The sequence below is a fragment of the Streptomyces sp. CB01881 genome, from assembly GCF_002953255.1.
In the GTDB taxonomy this organism is placed as follows: domain Bacteria; phylum Actinomycetota; class Actinomycetes; order Streptomycetales; family Streptomycetaceae; genus Kitasatospora.
On the sequence record NZ_CP026498.1, the window covers coordinates 8870506 to 8887497 of the forward strand.

Below are 16992 nucleotides of genomic sequence, written 5' to 3' on the forward strand. Positions count from 1 at the left end.
GGGGCCGCCCGCCGGCGGTCAGCCACATGCCGCCCCGGGAGAAGACGTCGCGCTCGTGCGCGTAGTAGATCTGCGGGAGTTCGATGCCCTCGCGCTCGATGTACTGCCAGACGTCCAGTTCGGTCCAGTTGGAGAGCGGGAAGACCCGGACGTGCTCGCCGACGGCGTGCCGGCCGTTGTACAGGGACCAGAGCTCGGGGCGCTGGCGGCGCGGGTCCCAGGCGCCGAACTCGTCGCGCAGGGAGAAGACGCGTTCCTTGGCGCGGGCCTTCTCCTCGTCGCGGCGGCCGCCGCCGAAGACGGCGTCGAACTTGTTGCCCTCGATGGCGTCCAGCAGCGGGACGGTCTGGAGCGGGTTGCGGGTGCCGTCGGGGCGCTCGCGCAGCCGGCCGTCGTCGATGAAGTCCTGGACGTGGGCGACGTGCAGGCGCAGGTTGTGCCTGGCCGCCACCCGGTCGCGGTACTCGATGACCTCGGGGAAGTTGTGGCCGGTGTCCACGTGCAGCAGCGAGAAGGGGATGGCGGCCGGCCAGAAGGCCTTGAGCGCCAGGTGCAGCATGACGATGGAGTCCTTGCCGCCGGAGAAGAGGATCACCGGGCGCTCGAACTCCCCCGCGACCTCGCGGAAGATGTGCACCGACTCGGCCTCCAGCGCGTCCAGGTGGGACAGCGCGAAGGGGGTGTCGTCGGTGTTGACCAGGCTGTCGGTCGCGGTGGTCATGCGAGACCCCTTTCGGTCAGGAAGGCGTGCAGCTCGGCGGCGCTCTCGGCCACCTCGCGGCCCTGGGTCTGCAGTCGCAGCTCGGGGTCCGCGGGGGCCTCGTACGGGTCGTCGACGCCGGTCAGGCCGGAGAGCTCGCCGGCCGCCTGCTTCGCGTACAGCCCCTTGACGTCGCGCTCGGCGCACAGCTCGACCGGGGTGGCGACGTGGATCTCCAGGAAGTCGGTGCCGTGGGCGGCGTGCCGCTCGCGGACCGCCGCGCGGGAGTCGGCGTAGGGGGCGATCACGGGGGCGAGCACCTTCACGCCGTTGGCGGCGAGCTTCTCGGCGACGAAGCCGATCCGGGTGACGTTGGTGTGCCGGTCCTCGCGGGTGAAGCCGAGGCCCTTGGAGAGGAACTCGCGGATCTCGTCGCCGTCCAGGACCTCGACCTTGTGGCCTTCGGCGCGCAGCCGCCCGGCCAGGGCGAAGGCGAGCGTGGTCTTGCCGGCGCTCGGCAGCCCGGTCAGCCACACGGTGGCGCCGCGCTCGCAGGGTGCGGCCGCGGGGGCCGCCTCTGCGGCTCCGCCGGCGGCCGGGGTGGTGGTCGTCACGGGGTTACTCCTGGAGATCTGAAGGGGGGTCGTGCGGGTCAGAGGTGGATGCCGCACTCGGTCTTGCCGGAGCCGGACCAGCGGCCGGCCCTGGCGTCCTCGCCCTCGGCGGGCTTGCGGGTACAGGAGAGCGGGGAGCAGCCGACCGACGTGTACCCCTCCCACAGCAGCGGGTTGAGCAGCACGCCGTTGGCGTTGACGTAGGCGTCCACGTCCTCCTGCGTCCAGCGGGCGATCGGGGCGAGCTTGACCTTGCGGCGCCTCGCGTCCCAGGCGACCACCGGGGTGTTTGCCCGGGTCGGCGACTCGTCGCGGCGCAGCCCGGTCGCCCAGGCGTCGTACCCGCCGAGACCGCGGTTCAGCGGCTCGACCTTCCGCAGCGAGCAGCAGAGGTCCGGGTCGCGGTCGTGCAGGGCGGGCCCGTACCGGGCGTCCTGCTCGGCCACGGTCTGGAGCGGCTTCAGCGTGATGACGTTGACCGGCATCACCGCGGCCACCGCGTCCCGGGTGCCGATGGTCTCCGGGAAGTGGTAGCCGGTGTCCAGGAACACCACGTCCACACCGGGGAAGACCGAGGAGGCGAGGTGGGCGACGACCGCGTCCTCCATGGAGGAGGTGACGCAGAACCGCCTGCCGAAGGTGTCGGCGGCCCACTTCAGGATCTCCTGGGGGGGCGCCTCCTCCAGCTCGCGGCCGGCCCTGAGCGCCAGCTGCTCGTAGTCAGTCGTCGTGTCGCTCATGCGCCTTACCCCCGTTGGCCGGTGACAGCAGTCCCAGGAACTTCAGCTGGAAGGCCCGGCGGCAGCTGTGGCATTCCCAGGCGCCGTGCCCGGCCTCGGACGGGCGCAGGTCCTCGTCCCCGCAGTAGGGGCAGAAGAACGGTGCCGCTCGCTCGCTCATTGCCCGCCTCGCTTCGCTCGGCGTCCGCTTCGCGAGACGCGCCCCTCTTCCACGGTTCGCTCTCTCCGCTCGCTCACGACAGCTGCTCCTCGCTCGCCCGGGCCGCCCACTGGGCGAAGCGCTCGCCCTCGGCGCGGTCGGCCTGGTAGCGGGTCAGGACGCGCTCGACGTAGTCGGGCAGGCCGTCCTTGGTGACCTTGAGGCCGCGGACCTTGCGGCCGAAGCCGGCCTCCAGCCCGAGCGCGCCGCCCAGGTGGACCTGGTAGCCCTCGACCTGCTCGCCGTCGGCGTCGGTCACCAGCTGGCCCTTGAGACCGATGTCCGCGACCTGGATGCGGGCGCAGGCGTTCGGGCAGCCGTTGATGTTGATGGTCAGCGGCTCCTCGAAGTCGGGGAGGCGCTTCTCCAGCTCGTCGATGAGCGTGCGGCCGCGCTCCTTGGTCTCGACGATCGCGAGCTTGCAGTACTCGATGCCGGTGCAGGCCATGGTGCCGCGGCGGAACGGCGACGGGGTGACGCGCAGGTCCAGCGCCTCCAGGCCGGCCACCAGGGACTCGACCCGGTCCTCGGCGACGTCGAGGACGAGCATCTTCTGCTCGGCGGTGGTGCGCAGTCGGTCGCTGCCGTGGGCGGCGGCGAGGTCGGCGATCCGGCCGAGCAGCCGGCCGTCGACCCGGCCGACGCGCGGCGCGAAGCCGACGTAGTAGTTGCCGTCCTTCTGCCGGTGCACGCCGACGTGGTCGCGCCAGCGGCCGGCGGGCTCCTCGGGTGCGGGGCCGTCGACCAGCTGGTACTTGAGGTACTCGTCCTCCAGGACCTGGCGGAACTTCTCCACGCCCCAGTCGGCGACCAGGAACTTCAGCCGGGCGCGGTTGCGCAGCCGGCGGTAGCCGTAGTCGCGGAAGATGCCGATGACACCGCCGTAGACGTCCGCGACCTCGTCCAGCGGGACCCAGGCGCCCAGGCGGACACCGAGCTTGGGGTTGGTCGAGAGGCCGCCGCCGACCCAGAGGTCGAAGCCGGGACCGTGCTCGGGGTGGACCACGCCCACGAAGGCGATGTCGTTGATCTCGTGCGCGACGTCCAGCAGCGGCGAGCCGGAGACGGCGGACTTGAACTTGCGCGGCAGGTTGGAGAACTCGGGGTTGCCGATGAAGCGGCGCTGGATCTCCTCGATGGCGGGGGTGCCGTCGATGATCTCGTCCTCGGCGATGCCGGCCACCGGCGAGCCGAGGATGACGCGCGGGGTGTCACCGCAGGCCTCGGTGGTGGAGAGGCCGACGGCCTCCAGCTTCTGCCAGATCGCCGGGACGTCCTCGATCCGGATCCAGTGGTACTGCACGTTCTGCCGGTCGGTCAGGTCGGCGGTGTTGCGGCCGTACAGCTCGGAGACCTCGGCGATCGCCTTGAGCTGGGCGACGGTCAGCCGGCCGCCGTCGATGCGGACCCGGAGCATGAAGTACTCGGCGTCCAGCTCGTGGGGGTCCAGGATGGCGGTCTTGCCGCCGTCGATGCCCTCCTTGCGCTGGGTGTACAGACCCCACCAGCGCATCCGGCCGCGCAGGTCGGCCGGGTCGATCGAGTCGAAGCCGCGGTGCGCGTAGATCGTCTCAATACGTGTCCGCACGTTGAGACCGTCGTCGTCCTTCTTGAACTGCTCGTTGGCGTTCAGAGGAGTGAAGTGGCCCATGCCCCACTGGCCCTCACCGCGGTGGCGGGTCACCTTGCGCGGCGCGGCGGGACGGCGCTCGGCGGCGCTGTCGGCCGTGGGCTCGGCGGTCTCGGGAGTGGTGGCCATGGTGAAGTCCTTCGGGGCAGGTGGCTCTGACGCCGGGTGGGTCGCTGGGGCGTGCTCGGCGGTGCGCTGCTGCTGTGACCTGCTGGTTTGTCAGGGCCGGGAGAGCAGTGACCGGGGCCGGGCGGGCGCCTGCACATCCGCTTCAGCGGGGATGGCGAGGGTGGTGGCGCCGGGTGCGGTGGGTGGCGGCGGGGTGGGGCTCAGATCACCGGACAGATGGCGCTGGACACGCGAAGGAGATCGACGTGGAGTCGACCTACTAGGGTGGTTCCGGCGCTTGGCATGGCAAGAGATTCGCACGGAGCACGACGTGCGGTCCACTAACGTCCGAATTATGGACGCAAAGGTTTCGCATACCGAGATGCTGGAGCGTTCCCGCCGCTCGCCGGATCGGTGCCCGGTGACCGCTGTACGACACGGAGATCAACGGACCTGCTCCGGCCCGATACCGTTAGCCCTGTGCAACCAGCAGGCGAAACGACGAGACCGAACCCCGAGCGGCCCTCCCGTCGTCGGGGCAGGGGCGCCCGGCGGGCGGCCAAGCAGGTCACCTGGCGCAGTACGGCCTGGGCCCTGGTCAAGGACACCACCAACACCTGTGTCGAGTACCGGGTCACCGGCCTCGCCGCCGAGGCGGCGTTCTTCACCCTGCTCTCCATCCCGCCGCTGCTGCTCTGCCTGGCCGGCACCCTCGGGTACCTCGACGACTTCCTCGGCGCCGGCACCATCGAGAAGCTGAAGCAGGACATCGTCAAGGCCGCCGGGACGGTGCTCTCGGACTCCTCGGTCCAGCAGGTCGTGGTACCGCTGCTGAAGGAGGTCTTCGACCACACCCGGCCCGACCTGGTGTCGATCGGCTTCCTGCTCTCGCTCTGGTCCGGCTCCCGGGCGCTCTACATCTTCATCGACACCATCACCGTCATGTACGGGCTCGACGGCAAGCGCGGCATCGTCCAGACCAGGCTGATGTCGCTCGGCCTCTACCTCGGCGCCCTGCTGATCGGCTCGCTGGTGCTGCCGCTGCTGATGGCCGGCCCCGGACTGGTGCAGAACGCCGTGCCGGACATCGCGACCGTCGTCAACGCGCTCTACTGGCCGGTCGCGATCCTGCTGCTGATCGTCTTCCTGACCACCCTCTACCACCTCGCCGTGCCCGTCTCCACACCCTGGCGGGAGGACATCCCGGGCGCGCTGGTCGCACTGGTGGTGCTGGTCTTCTGCAGCGTGGCCCTGCGGCTCTACCTCGTCAGCTCGGTCGAGGGCCCGTCGGTGTACGGCTCGCTGGCCGCACCGGTGGCCGTCCTGCTCTGGATCTTCGTCGTCGCGCTCGCGGTGCTCATCGGCGCCGCGATGAACGCCGCCATAGACCGCCGCTGGCCCACCCTGGAAACCGCCGACGCCCGCGCCGAGAACGAACGCGCCCACGAGGAGGCCGCCGCCGCGGTGGTCCGCGAGGTGGCCGCCCGGCGCGCCGTCGAGCGGGCCCGGCGGGCGCGCGAACTGGGCCTCGCCGAGGGCGCCGAGGAGGAGCACTGGGGAGAGGACGAGGGCGAGGACGTCGACGTGCCCTCCGAGTACCCCGAGCGCTGGGCCGACGTGCTCGCCGCCGACAACGTCCGGGCCCGCCTCACCACCCGCGGCGGCGGCCCGCACCACCGGCCCGCCCCGCCGCCCCCGGACAGCGACCGGCCGACCGCGCCGCCGCCCGACTACCAGCTGCCCTCCCACCCACCGCGGCCGCCATGGGACCAGGGCTGACCTGCTGGAGACGGGGCGGGCGGCAGGGTGGTGCGTTGACGGGGGGCGGTGCCGGGGTGGTGCGTCGGTGGGGGCGGTGCCGGGGTGGGCCGATCTACGGGGAAGGCTCCAGGGCGGTCCGTCCGGCCGAGTCGCTCAGCTTCACCAGCAGGGCGGTCATCAGCCAGTTCGCCAGCAGTGACGAGCCGCCGGCCGCGAGGAACGGCAACGCCTTGCCGGTCAGCGGGATCAGCCCGCTGACCCCGCCCACCACCACGAACACCTGGAGCGCCAGCGCCGCCGACAGTCCGGTGGCCAGCAGCTTCCCGAACGGGTCGGTCAGACCGACCGCCGTCCGCAGCCCGCGCTGCACCAGCAGCGCGTAGAGCATCAGCACCGCCGTCACCCCCGTCAGGCCCAGCTCCTCGCCGACCGTGGTGAAGATGAAGTCGCTGCGCCCGGCGAAGCCGATCTCCCACGGGTGGCCGGTGCCGAGCCCGGTCCCGGTCAGGCCCCCGGTGCCCAGGCTGAACAGGGCCTGGGCCGGCTGCTCCGAGACCAGGGCCGGGGAGTGCGCCGGGAGGTAGTAGTCCAGCGGGTGCAGCCAGGCCTCCACCCGGCCGTGCACGTGCGGCTCCAGGGTGCCGACCACGGCCGCCCCGCCGACGGCCATCAGCAGGCCGATCACCATCCAGCTGGTCCGCTCGGTCGCCGTGTAGAGCATCACCACGAAGACGCCGAAGAAGATCAGCGAGGTGCCGAGGTCGCGTTCGACGACCAGCACCAGCAGGCTGACCACCCAGATCGTCAGCACCGGCCCGGCGTGCCGCCCGCGCGGCAGGGTCAGCCCCCAGACCCGGCGGCCGGCCAGCGCCAGCACGTCCCGGTAGGCCATCAGATAACCAGCGAAGAAGATCGTGATGGCGACCTTCACGAACTCGTCCGGCTGGAACGAGAGCCCGCCGAGCCGGATCCAGCGCTTCGCCCCGAAGGTGTCGCCGGGGAAGAAGGCGGGCGCGGCCAGCAGGATCAGCGCCCCCGTCATCAGCAGGTAGACGTACCGCTGGAAGACGCGGTGGTGGCGCACCGCCGCGATCAGCACCACGGCCGCCACGACGGAGATCACCACCCAGGTCAGCTGGGCCGGCGCGGTCGGGATCTTCTGCCAGTCGCCCTTGGCCGCGTGCGCGAGCCGGTAGGAGAAGTCCAGGCGGTCGAGCAGGGCCAGGCCGAAGCCGGTCAGCAGCACCGCGAGCGGCAGGATCAGCGGGTCCGCGTACGGGGCGAAGCGGCGCACCGCCAGATGGGCGGCCAGCGCCAGCAGGCCCAGGCCGGTGCCGTGCGCGGTCAGGCCGGGCGGCAGGTGGCCGGTCAGTCCCAGGGCGGCGTCGACGTGCCCGGCCAGGCAGACCACGAGGGCGAGGAGGAGCAGGAAGAGCTCGACGTTGCGAAGGCGCGTGGCCCGGCGGCGGCCCTCGCCGCGTGCAGTGCTCGGCACCCTTGCGTCCCCCTGCCGGCTCCCCGTGGGCGGAGTGCCGACGGCGCACCCTTCCAGACGAGCCCGACGGCGCGGCGGTTGCGGGGCGCGGGGAGGGGAGGGCAGGGGAGGGTGCGGACCGGCACGGTGGGGGGCGAGGGTGCGGCCCGGCACGGGGGCCGGACTTTGCAAAGTGTTGCTGGCCGGCCTCGGGGAGGGGCGGGGCGTGCGCTTTGCAAAGTGTTGGGGACGGCCTCCTGGTGGGAGGCGGGGAGCTGGCGCTGGCCCGGAGCTCGGTCCCTGCGCTTTGCAAAGTGACTGAGAGTGGACTTTGCAAAGCCGGGGTCGGGGTTGGCAAAGCCGGGACCCTGCTTGGCAAAGGCAGGGCCGGTGTTGGCAAAGCCTTGTTCGGCCCGGGGTATAGAGAGGCCCCCTGACGTCGGTGATCCACTCCCGCGCGGCCATGATGGCCGGGCGCCGTCCACTCCGCCCGGACGACGGCGAGGCGGCAGCGGCACGGCACGGACGAGGTGAGCAGGCGGATGGACGCTTCGGCGCAGGCGGTCGGTTATCACGGGCCGCCGCCCTGGCACTGGTCCGACCTGGCCACCTCGTGGACGGCCGAGCCGCTGGTGCTCACCGTCGCCGTACTGCTCGGCGGCTGGTACCTGTACGCCGTGCGGACGGTCGCCCGGGTCGAGGGGGAGCGCTGGCAGCCGACCAGGACGGCCGCCTTCGCCGGTGGCCTGCTGCTCTGGGTCTGGGCGACCTGCTCCGGTCTCGGCGTGTACGAGCGGGTGCTCTTCACCGACCGCGCCGTCCAGGTCGTGCTGCTGCTGATGCTGGTCCCGCTGCTGCTCGCGCTCGGCGCCCCGGTCTCCCTGCTGGCCCGTTCCTCGCCGCCGCACCGCCGGGAGCGGATCCTGCGGGCGCTGCGCAGCCGTCCGTCCAGGGTGCTGATGTTCCCGGCCGTGTCGACCGCGTTGCTGCTGACTCCGCCGTGGCTGCTCTACTGCACCCCCTGGTACGAGGAGTCGCTGACCAGCCCGGTGGGGAACGCCGTGCTGCACCTGGCACTCGTCGCGCTCGGGCTGGCGTACTTCTGGCCGCGCCTGCAGATCGACCCGGTCGGGCACGAGTACCCGCACCTGGTCGGCCTGTTCATCACCTTCGCCGAAGTGATCTTCGACGCGGCCCTCGGCATCCTGTTGATCTACGGGGGCCACCTCGTGGCCGGGCACTACTACGAGGCCCTCGGCCGGCCGTGGGGACCGAGCCCGGTGCAGGACCAGACCTGGGGCGGCAACGCGCTCTGGGTGCTCGGGGACCTGGTCGGGCTGCCGTTCGTGGCCGCGCTGGTCCGCCGCATGATCGTGCAGGGGCGGGAGGAGAACGCCGCCGTGGACGCCGAGCTGGACGCCCGCTTCGAGGCGGCTGCCGCCGAGGCCCAGGCGGCGGGCGCACCGGCGGCGGACGAGCAGGGCATGCGGCCCTGGTGGCTGGACGATCCCGGCCTGCGGCACCGGTACGGCGGGCGGCCGTCCTGACCGGTCGGCGCGGGTCCGCCGTGGGCTGCCGTGTCTCCGCCGTGGTCCGCTGCGGACCGTCGCCGTTGGACCCGTTCTGCCCTGCCCTGCCGCGCCCGGTCCGGCCGAATAACCGCAGGTCAAAAACCGGTTGGCAGGGCCGGTGGTGCTCGTTACGGTGTGAGCAGTCCATTCGGGGGCCGCACTGTTGCCGGCCCAAGGAGAAGCAGGAGGTGAGCCTCGTGGCTGTCGCTGTCGTCACGGCTGCCCTGAGCAGCGCTCGTACACACCACCTCTCCCTCCCGGCCGTCGGCTGACACCGCCGCACTCGCGCGCGCAGCCGTAGCCCGGCGGGATCACTTTCCTCCCGAAGGGCCCACTGCGTTGTTCAACGCTGCCTCCGTTTCCTCTTCTCTCTTCACCTCCTCCGACCTCACCTCCTCCGCGACCTCGGACTCCCCGCTGGTCGGCTATGGCTGGACGGCCGAGTTCGCGGAGTACTTCGCCCCGCTCGCCGAGGCCGGGCTGACGCCTGCCCGGATCGTCCGCGTCGACCGGGGCCAGTGCGACGCCGTGCTGGCCGACCCGGAGACGGGCGAGCTGCGCACCGTCCGGGCCGACACCCGGCCGGTCGGCGACGCCGACATGATCAACTGCCCGTGCACCGGCGACTGGGCGGCCGTGGACCTCGCGGCCCAGCCGATGCCGGCCGTCGCGGCGCTGCTGCCGCGCTCCACCGCGATCATCCGCAAGGTGGCGGGCAAGCGCTCCGACGGCCAGGTGCTGGCCGCCAACGTCGACACCGTCCTGATCGCCGCCTCGCTCGCCGCCGAGCCCGACCTCGGCCGGATCGAGCGCTTCCTCGCCCTGGCCTGGGAGTCCGGCGCCGAGCCGGTCGTCGTCCTCACCAAGGCCGACCTGGTGGACGACGCCGACTTCATCCGGTCCGACGTCGAGTCCATCGCACCCGGCGTCACCGTGCTGGTGGTCAGCGCCGAGACCGGCGAGGGGGTCGACGTGCTGCGCGCCTGCACGCCGGGCACCACCGCCGTCATCGGGCAGTCCGGCGTCGGCAAGTCCACGCTGACCAACGTGCTGGCCGGCACCCACGTGATGGCCGTCCAGCAGGCCCGCGCGGTCGACCAGAAGGGGCGTCACACCACGACCACCCGCGAGATGATCCCGCTGCCCGGCGGCGGCGTGCTGATCGACACCCCCGGCCTGCGCGAGGTCGGCCTCTACGGCGGCGACGGCGTGGCGATGGCCTTCTCCGACATCGAGGAGCTGGCCGAGGACTGCCGCTTCCACGACTGCGGCCACCACACCGAGCCCGGCTGCGCCGTCCAGGCCGCCCTGGCCGACGGCACGCTCCCGCAGCGCCGGATGGACAGCTACCTCAAGCTCCAGCGCGAGAGCGAGTGGATCGCCTCCCGCTCGGACGCCCGGCTGGCCTCGGCCCGGCTGAAGAAGTGGAAGAGCATCACCAAGTCGGTGCGTGCTGCGGGAGGGCCTGTGAAGAAGTGACCGCCGGCGGCCGGGCCCCTGGCGGCCCGGCCACCCCGGCCGGACGTCGTCCGGCGGTTGTCCGTGGTCGTTCGGCCGGTGGTCGCCCGGCCCAAGCCGTCCGTTCGATGCGTCCGGTGGTCTCCCGGCCGCTGGCTTTCCGGCCGGGCGGCGAGGCGCGCCGCTAGCCTGAGGCCCATGGAAGGGAACGAGATCGACGGGGTGGAGATCATCGCCTTCGCGGACGCCGCGGCGTTCGAGAGCTGGCTCGCCGAGCACCACACCCGCCAGGAAGGCGTGTGGATCAAGCTGGCGAAGAAGAAGACCGGCATCCCGACGGTCAGCAGCGACGAACTGGTCGACCTCGGGCTCTGCTACGGCTGGATCTCGGGGCAGCGGAAGCCGCTCGACGCGCAGTACTACCTGCAGAGGTACGTGCCGCGCCGGCCCAGGAGCCTCTGGTCGTAGGTGAACGTCGACAAGGTGGCGGAACTGACCGCGGCCGGGCGGATGCGCGAACCCGGGTTGGCCGAGGTGCGCCGGGCGCAGCAGGACGGGCGCTGGGCGGCGGCCTACGAGTCGCAGAAGTCGGCGACGGTGCCGTCCGACCTCGCGGCGGCGCTCGAAGCCGATCCCGTGGCGGGGCGGGCGTTCGCGGCGCTCGACCGCACGGCGCGCTACCAGCTGATCCTGCCGCTGCTCCAGGCGCTCACGCCCGGGACCAGGCAGGCGCGGCTCGACCGGGTGGTGCGTACGCTCGCCGACGAGGACCGGACGGCGTGACGTGGCATGACCCCGGGGGTGTGGCATGACCCGCGGGGGTGCGACTGACCACGCAGGGTGCGGCATGACCCGGCGGGTCAGCGCAGGTCGGCCACCAGGCGGAAGCGCTCCAGGACGACGGGCGTCGCGTCGTTCACGGTGAAGTCCGGGTCCCCGACCGCGGCGCGCATCTGCTCGCTGTGCCAGAACCCCTCATGGGTGGAGCGCCATTCGGCCACCGTGGTGTAGCCCTCGCCCTCGTCGAGGGCGTGCTGGAGGCCGACCTCGGCGAGCGGGACCACCTGGACGTCGGTCGTCTCGGTCACCGCGACCGGCCGGCCGTCCGAGTCGATCACCGCGTAGTGCACGCCCACCTGCGGCAGCGGGTCGCCCGCGTGCTCGTAGTCGGCGAGCAGACCGGTGGTGCTCGTCTTGGCGCCGCTCAGGACGGCCGCGACCAGCTGGTCGCGCAACGGCCCGGGGAAGGCGAACTCCCCGACCGGCAGCGCGGTGACCTTCGGGTCGTTCGGACCGGTGTAGGACTGCTCGCTCATGGGGGCTCCAGTACCGGGGCGGATGCTGAGGCGGTCAGGGGTGAGACGGCCAGAGGTGAGAGGGGCAGGGGATGAGGCGGTCGGGTGAGGCGGTCACGGGTGGGCGGCCGGCCGCGGTCGCCGACACCGGTCACAGTAGCTGCGGGGTGGGTACAGGGCACCCCGTTTTCCGCCCGGGTGCCGCGAGCCGCCCGGCCTGGTGCCGCCCTGCCGCGCGCGCTGCCCGGGTGCCGCGCGCCGCCCGGCCCAGTGCCGGGTCCCCGGAGAGCGGAGCCCCGTGCCGACCGTGCCGACCGCGCCCTCCACGCCCATGTCCGATATCCGCCAGTCGACCGCCCGCCGGTGCCGCAGACTGGACTGCGTGATCGACGACGACATCCGGTACCGGGCCGTGGACAGCCGCGACGCCCGCTTCGACGGCGTCTTCTTCACGGCCGTCACCTCGACCGGCATCTACTGCCGGCCGAGCTGCCCCGCCGTGACCCCCAAACGCGCCAACTGCACCTTCTACCCCAGCGCCGCCGCCGCCCAGGGCGCCGGGTTCCGCGCCTGCCGCCGCTGCCGCCCCGACTCGGTGCCCGGCTCGCCGGAGTGGAACCACCGCGCCGACCTGGTCGGCCGCGCGATGCGGCTGATCGGCGACGGCGTGGTCGACCGCGAGGGCGTCGCCGGACTCGCCCACCGCCTCGGCTACAGCTCCCGCCAGCTCCAGCGCCAGCTCACCGCCGAACTCGGCGCGGGGCCGATCGCCCTGGCCCGCGCCCGCCGCGCCCAGACCGCCCGGCTGCTGCTCCAGACCACGGCACTGCCGGTCACCGAGATCGCCTTCGCGGCCGGGTTCGCCTCCGTCCGGCAGTTCAACGACACCGTCCGCGAGGTCTACGACCGCACCCCCAGCGGCCTGCGCGCCGAGGTCACCGAGGGCCGGCGCACCGCCACCCCGGCCGGCGGCCTCACCCTGCGCCTCGCCTACCGCGGCGCGTTCGACAGCGACCACCTGGTCGACTTCCTCGCCCTGCGCGCGGTCCCCGGCGTCGAGGAGGTGGTCCCCGGCGGGCGGCCCGGTGTCCTCACCTACCGCCGCACCCTCGCCCTCCCGTACGGTCACGGCATCGCCGAGGTCGACGGGCTCGCACCCGGGGAGCCGCGCACGCGCGGGTGGCTGGACTGCCGGCTCTTCCTCACCGACCTGCGGGACCTGCCGACCGCCGTCCAGCGGCTGCGGATCCTCTTCGACCTCGATGCCGACCCGGACGCCGTCGACGAACAGCTCGGCGCCGACCCCGTGCTCGGCGCACTGGTCCGCTCCCGTCCGGGCCTGCGCTCGCCGGGCCACGTCGACCCGCACGAGCTGGCCGTCCGCGCCGTGCTCGGCCAGCAGGTCACCGTCGGCGCCGCCCGCACCCTGGCGGGCCGGCTCGCGGAGAAGTACGGCACCGCACTGCCCGAGCCCAGCGGCGGGCTGCGGTTGCTCTTCCCGTCCGCGGCGTCCCTCGCGGTGGCCGACCCCGAGGACTTCGCGATGCCGGCGGCCCGCCGCCGGGCGCTCACCGGCCTGTGCGCCGCCCTGGCCGAAGGCGTCGTCCGGCTCGACGGCGGGGTCGACCGGGAGGCCGCGGCCGCCGAGCTGCTCGCCCTGCCCGGTATCGGCCCCTGGACCGTCGGCTACCTGCGGATGCGGGCCCTCGCCGACCCGGACGTCTTCCTGCCCACCGACGTCGGCATCCGCCACGGCCTCACCCGGCTCGGCGCCCCCGGCGACCCGAAGTCCGCCGCTCGCGCGGCCGAGTCGTGGGCACCCTGGCGCTCCTACGCCGTCCACCGGCTCTGGGCCGGCGCCGCGGGCGACCACAGCACCGGAACGCAGAAGGAGAAGCAGGACGCATGAGCACCACCGTCTACACCCACATGGAGAGCCCGTTCGGCCGGCTGCTGCTCAGCGGCGTCCTGCCGGAGGACGGCGGCCCGGCCGGCCTGGCCACCGTCACCGCCCCGGGCCAGAAGTACGCGCTCGCCGAGCCCGCCGACGACTGGGTCCACGACCCGGAGGCCCTCGCCGAGCCCGTCGCCCAGCTCACCGCCTACTTCGAGGGCAGGCGCACCACCTTCGACCTGCCGCTCGCCCCTGTCGGCACCGAGTTCCGCCGGCAGGTCTGGGCCGCCCTCGACGCCGTCCCCTACGGCGAGACGGTCACCTACGGCCAGCTCGCCGACCTCGCCGGCGCCTCCCCGAAGGCCGTCCGCGCCGTCGGCGGCGCCGTGGGGGCCAACCCCCTGCTCATCGTCCGCCCCTGCCACCGCGTCCTCGGCGCCAACGGCACCCTCACCGGCTTCGCCGCGGGCGTGGACCGGAAGCGGTGGCTGCTGGACCTTGAGAGCGGGGCGCTGTTCTGAACCGGAGCGGGTCGGCCACGGGGCCTTCCGGAAGCAGCCGGAAGGCCTTCTGGCCGGTCGGCGGCCTGACCGGCCAGCGGCGGCCCGCCCAACCGTCGGCGCTGCCCAACCGTCGGCACTGCTCGGCGGCCGGGGGCGGTGGTGCCGGGTGGGCGGCCGGCCCGGGGGGTCAGCCGGCCTCCGGACGCAGGTCGACGCGCCAGTCGTTGCTGCGCATGGGGCGGCCGGGCGGGAACTCGAAGTCCGTCTCGCCCAGGAGGGTGAAGCCGGCCTTGCGGCAGACGGCGTTGGAGGCGGGGTTGCCGATGGACGGGAAGGCGTGCAGGTAGCGGTGCCGGGCCGAGGTGCGGGCGGCGGCGACGGCCAGGCGGACGGCGGTGGCGGCGATGCCGCGGCCCTGGTGGGGCGGGAGGACGTTCCAGCCCATCTCGTGGACGGTCCGGCCCTGCCAGCTGCGGGTGCCGTAGCCGACGGTGCCGACGGCCTCGCCCGCGGCCCCTTCCACCACCCCCGGGAGCAGGACGATGCGGTACATGCAGCCGGTGCCCGAGGGGACGAAGTCGAGGTAGCGGCGGTGGCGGACGAGGAGCTGCTCCGCCGTCTCCGGGCCGCCGACGTGCTGCTTCATCTCGGGGACGTTGACCCGGCGGAGCAGGGCGAGGTCGGCGTCGGTCCAGGGTTCGAGGCGTACGTGCGCGGAGTCCATCCCGGGACGCTAGCGGCGGCGGCGGCCCGGCGGCACCCGGTTATTCGGGAGCGGCCGGCCGGGCGAGGGCGCGGGCGAGGTTGTCGAGGGCGGGGAGCGCCTGCATGACGGCCTCGCGGTCGGCGGGGGAGAGGGTGTCGAGGGCGGCCGCGATGCGGCGTTCGTGGGCGCGCTGCCAGTCGTCGAGCTGGCGCCGGCCGGCCGGGGTCAGGGCGATCCGGGCGGTGCGGCGGTCGCCGGGGTCGGCCTGGCGGTCGACGAAGCCGGCTTCCAGCAGCTTGCCGACCAGGCCGCTGACGGTGTTGGGGGCGAGCCGCTGGCGGGCGGCCAGCTCGCCGACCCGCAGCGGGGCGGCGGCGAGTGACTGGAGGAGTTCGACCTGCGCCATCGGCAGGGACTCCCACGGGTAGTCGGTGCGGATGCTGCTGCGCAGGGCGCGGCGCAGCCGGGTGACCACGTCGGTGAGCCGCCTCGCGCGTTCGATCGCGGGGGGCGCCAGGTCCGCCTGGGGCACGGAGTCCGTCCGGGGCGCGAGGTCCGCCTGGGGTGCGCCGTCCGCCGGGAGTGCGAGGTCCGGACGCTCGGCGGCCTCGCGCTGTGGTCCGGCGGCGGGGTCGGGAACGGGCGGTGACGGCGACATGGCGGACAGCGTATCGCCTGGTGGCAGCCGCTCCGATGCTCCGATCATCTGATGGTCGGCTCGCAGAGGGAACATATCTGTATCCGATATATTTCGCCGTATGAACGCCACCACCCTCGCCGCCAGGCTGCTCACCGAGCGACCCCGGCCGCGCGGCATCGCCCGGTGGCGGCACGCCCACTGGCTGGCCGTCGGCACCGTCTGCCTCGGGGCGTTCCTCGGGCAGCTGACCGCCAGCGTCACCGCCCTCGTCTTCCCCGCGCTGGGTCACCACTTCCGCGCGGACTTCGCCGCCGTCGAATGGGTGGCGCTGGCGTACCTGCTGGTGCTGGTGGCCCTGCTCGCGCCGGTCGGATGGCTCTCCGACCTGGTCGGCCGCAAGACCATGTACCTCGGTGGCTTCGCCGTGTTCGCGCTGGCCTCGCTCGGTGCGGGCCTGGCCGGCAGCCTCGGGGTGCTGGTGGCCTGCCGGGCGGTGCAGGCGGTGGGCGGCGCGATGATGCAGGCCAACAGCGTCGCCCTGGTGGCGCGCGGCGTCCCCGGGCACGCGATGCGGCGGGCGCTCGGCATCCAGGCGGCCGCCCAGGGACTCGGCCTGGCGCTCGGCCCGAGCCTCGGCGGACTGCTGGTGGCGCACGCCTCCTGGCGCTGGGTGTTCTGGATCAACGTGCCGATCGGGGTGCTGGGGATCCTGGCCGGCTGGTTCCTGCTGCCCCGGACCCGCCCCGAGGGCGAACCCGCGCAGCCCGGCGTGCGGCTGGGCGCCTGGCCCGGCACCCGGTCCGGCACCCGGTCCGGCGCGCGGCCCGGTGCGCCGGCCGGGCCCGGGGCCGTGCCCGCGAAGGAGGAGGACGACGGCCGCTTCGACCTCCCCGGCCTGCTGCTGCTCACCGGTGCCACCTCCGCGCTGCTGCTCGCCCTCTCCACCGCCTCCGGCCTCCCGCTGCCCGGCTGGGCGGTGGCCGTGCTGCTGCTCGCCTCGGTGGTGCTCGCGCTCGGGCTGGTGCGCCAGGAGCGGCGGGCGAGCCGGCCGCTCCTGGCCCCGGGGCTGGTCAACACCCCCGGGGTGCGGCCGGGCCTGGTGGTCGCGCTGATCGGCTACCTGCTGCTGTTCTGCCCCCTGGTGCTGGGTCCGGTGCTGCTCACCGGTGCGGGTGTCCCGGTGGCCGGGGCGGGCCTGGTGATCACGCTGCTCCCGGCCGCGTTCGCGCTCGCGGCGACGGTCGGTGGCGGCCTGCTGCCCCGGGGCTGGTCGGACGTCACCCGCTGCCGGGCGGGCGCGGCCGTCGCGGGCGCCGGGCTGCTGCTGTTCGCGGTGGTGCCGGCGGGCGGTGCGTCCTCGGCGGGCCCCCTGCTGATCGCCGGCTGCGGGCTGGGCCTGCTGCTGCCCGCCAACAACGCGCTGGTGATGCGGGCGATCCCGGCGGAGTGTTCGGCGGTCGGCGGAGGCATGGTGAACATGGCCCGCAGCCTCGGTACGGCCCTCGGCACCGCGCTGCCCGTACTCGGCGTCCACCTGGCCGGTGCCGCGGCCGGCGGCCGGACGGTGCTGCTCGGGCTCGCCGCCGTCGCCGCCCTGGCGGTGGCGCTGGTCCGCCCGGCGGCGCGGCCGCGCGGCCTCCGCACCCCGGGGAGCCCGCAGGACTCTTGACAGCGGCGGCGAGCGGAATGAACATTCATT

General features: G+C 73.7%; 16 protein-coding genes and 1 pseudogene. 7 read left to right on the forward strand and 10 right to left on the reverse strand.

Annotated features, from left to right (window positions below; translation table 11 throughout):
* The 6 genes from cysD to C2142_RS42030 all read right to left on the reverse strand — a co-directional run.
* Positions 1-721: sulfate adenylyltransferase subunit CysD (gene cysD / locus C2142_RS28805; RefSeq protein WP_241002835.1), on the reverse strand; the 721-nt coding region annotated here is incomplete at its 3' end.
* Positions 718-1314 carry an adenylyl-sulfate kinase gene (gene cysC, locus C2142_RS28810; protein WP_277347278.1) on the reverse strand — a complete coding sequence of 199 codons (597 nt, stop codon included), beginning with the start codon at positions 1312-1314 and terminating at the stop codon, positions 718-720. The genes cysD and cysC, both read right to left, overlap by 4 nt.
* A gap of 38 nt (positions 1315-1352) precedes the next feature.
* Positions 1353-2054, reverse strand: a complete 702-nt coding sequence (locus C2142_RS28815) for a phosphoadenylyl-sulfate reductase (protein ID WP_148645638.1) — start codon at positions 2052-2054, stop codon at positions 1353-1355.
* Positions 2035-2214: an IS1 family transposase gene (locus C2142_RS28820; RefSeq protein WP_148645639.1), complete on the reverse strand. Its 180-nt coding sequence runs from the start codon at positions 2212-2214 to the stop codon at positions 2035-2037. Before C2142_RS28820 ends, C2142_RS28815 begins: the two co-directional genes overlap by 20 nt.
* A gap of 73 nt (positions 2215-2287) precedes the next feature.
* Entirely contained in the window at positions 2288-4012 is a 1725-nt protein-coding gene (locus tag C2142_RS28825) for a nitrite/sulfite reductase (RefSeq protein ID WP_148645640.1), read from the reverse strand.
* A gap of 200 nt (positions 4013-4212) precedes the next feature.
* Entirely contained in the window at positions 4213-4296 is an 84-nt protein-coding gene (locus C2142_RS42030) for a putative leader peptide (RefSeq protein ID WP_329492070.1), read from the reverse strand.
* 175 nt (positions 4297-4471) lie between these two features.
* Here C2142_RS42030 and C2142_RS28830 point away from each other — a divergent pair, with 175 nt between their 5' ends.
* Positions 4472-5770 (forward strand): YihY/virulence factor BrkB family protein, encoded by a 1299-nt coding sequence (locus C2142_RS28830; RefSeq protein ID WP_148645641.1) that lies wholly within the window; start codon positions 4472-4474, stop codon positions 5768-5770.
* A gap of 94 nt (positions 5771-5864) precedes the next feature.
* Here C2142_RS28830 and C2142_RS28835 read toward each other — a convergent pair whose 3' ends face one another.
* The gene (locus C2142_RS28835) at positions 5865-7247 is read right to left on the reverse strand and encodes an FtsW/RodA/SpoVE family cell cycle protein (protein ID WP_241002836.1); all 1383 of its coding nucleotides are present in this window, start codon (positions 7245-7247) and stop codon (positions 5865-5867) included.
* 521 nt (positions 7248-7768) lie between these two features.
* Between C2142_RS28835 and C2142_RS28840 the strand changes: the two genes are divergently transcribed.
* From C2142_RS28840 to C2142_RS28850, 3 genes and pseudogenes are all read left to right on the forward strand, one after another.
* A complete protein-coding gene (locus C2142_RS28840) occupies positions 7769-8773 on the forward strand; it encodes a cytochrome c oxidase assembly protein (RefSeq protein WP_148645643.1) in 1005 nt (334 codons plus the stop codon).
* Between the two features lie 441 nt (positions 8774-9214).
* Positions 9215-10276 (forward strand): ribosome small subunit-dependent GTPase A, encoded by a 1062-nt coding sequence (gene rsgA, locus C2142_RS28845; protein WP_241003288.1) that lies wholly within the window; start codon positions 9215-9217, stop codon positions 10274-10276.
* 177 nt (positions 10277-10453) lie between these two features.
* Positions 10454-11038 (forward strand): annotated as a pseudogene (locus C2142_RS28850) (YdeI/OmpD-associated family protein).
* A gap of 77 nt (positions 11039-11115) precedes the next feature.
* Here the strand turns inward: C2142_RS28850 and C2142_RS28855 are convergent.
* The gene (locus tag C2142_RS28855; RefSeq protein ID WP_148645645.1) at positions 11116-11571 is read right to left on the reverse strand and encodes an ASCH domain-containing protein; all 456 of its coding nucleotides are present in this window, start codon (positions 11569-11571) and stop codon (positions 11116-11118) included.
* Positions 11572-11881: 310 nt separating this feature from the next.
* On the opposite strand from C2142_RS28855, the gene C2142_RS28860 reads away from it, so the two are divergent.
* Both C2142_RS28860 and C2142_RS28865 read left to right on the forward strand, forming a co-directional pair.
* Complete coding sequence (locus C2142_RS28860) at positions 11882-13459, forward strand: AlkA N-terminal domain-containing protein (RefSeq protein WP_148645646.1); 1578 nt, start codon at positions 11882-11884, stop codon at positions 13457-13459.
* A complete protein-coding gene (locus C2142_RS28865) occupies positions 13456-13965 on the forward strand; it encodes a methylated-DNA--[protein]-cysteine S-methyltransferase (RefSeq protein ID WP_148645647.1) in 510 nt (169 codons plus the stop codon). The genes C2142_RS28860 and C2142_RS28865 overlap by 4 nt, the downstream gene beginning before the upstream one ends.
* A gap of 169 nt (positions 13966-14134) precedes the next feature.
* Here the strand turns inward: C2142_RS28865 and C2142_RS28870 are convergent, their stop codons facing one another.
* Both C2142_RS28870 and C2142_RS28875 read right to left on the reverse strand, forming a co-directional pair.
* A complete protein-coding gene (locus C2142_RS28870) occupies positions 14135-14671 on the reverse strand; it encodes a GNAT family N-acetyltransferase (RefSeq protein ID WP_148645648.1) in 537 nt (178 codons plus the stop codon).
* 40 nt (positions 14672-14711) lie between these two features.
* Complete coding sequence (locus C2142_RS28875) at positions 14712-15311, reverse strand: MarR family transcriptional regulator (protein WP_148645649.1); 600 nt, start codon at positions 15309-15311, stop codon at positions 14712-14714.
* Between the two features lie 100 nt (positions 15312-15411).
* On the opposite strand from C2142_RS28875, the gene C2142_RS28880 reads away from it, so the two are divergent.
* Positions 15412-16962, forward strand: a complete 1551-nt coding sequence (locus C2142_RS28880; protein ID WP_148645650.1) for an MFS transporter — start codon at positions 15412-15414, stop codon at positions 16960-16962.
* Positions 16963-16992: the final 30 nt, after the last annotated feature.

Excerpts from the sequence above, each read along its gene's own strand:
- C2142_RS42030 (WP_329492070.1), bottom strand. The coding sequence starts at position 4,296 with ATGCCAAGCGCCGGAACCACCCTAGTAGGTCGACTCCACGTCGATCTC.
- C2142_RS28865 (WP_148645647.1), top strand. The coding sequence starts at position 13,456 with ATGAGCACCACCGTCTACACCCACATGGAGAGCCCGTTCGGCCGGCTG.
- C2142_RS28825 (WP_148645640.1), bottom strand. The coding sequence starts at position 4,012 with ATGGCCACCACTCCCGAGACCGCCGAGCCCACGGCCGACAGCGCCGCC.
- C2142_RS28815 (WP_148645638.1), bottom strand. The coding sequence starts at position 2,054 with ATGAGCGACACGACGACTGACTACGAGCAGCTGGCGCTCAGGGCCGGC.
- C2142_RS28855 (WP_148645645.1), bottom strand. The coding sequence starts at position 11,571 with ATGAGCGAGCAGTCCTACACCGGTCCGAACGACCCGAAGGTCACCGCG.
- C2142_RS28860 (WP_148645646.1), top strand. The coding sequence starts at position 11,882 with ATGTCCGATATCCGCCAGTCGACCGCCCGCCGGTGCCGCAGACTGGAC.
- C2142_RS28870 (WP_148645648.1), bottom strand. The coding sequence starts at position 14,671 with ATGGACTCCGCGCACGTACGCCTCGAACCCTGGACCGACGCCGACCTC.
- C2142_RS28820 (WP_148645639.1), bottom strand. The coding sequence starts at position 2,214 with ATGAGCGAGCGAGCGGCACCGTTCTTCTGCCCCTACTGCGGGGACGAG.
- C2142_RS28840 (WP_148645643.1), top strand. The coding sequence starts at position 7,769 with ATGGACGCTTCGGCGCAGGCGGTCGGTTATCACGGGCCGCCGCCCTGG.
- C2142_RS28875 (WP_148645649.1), bottom strand. The coding sequence starts at position 15,311 with ATGTCGCCGTCACCGCCCGTTCCCGACCCCGCCGCCGGACCACAGCGC.
- C2142_RS28880 (WP_148645650.1), top strand. The coding sequence starts at position 15,412 with ATGAACGCCACCACCCTCGCCGCCAGGCTGCTCACCGAGCGACCCCGG.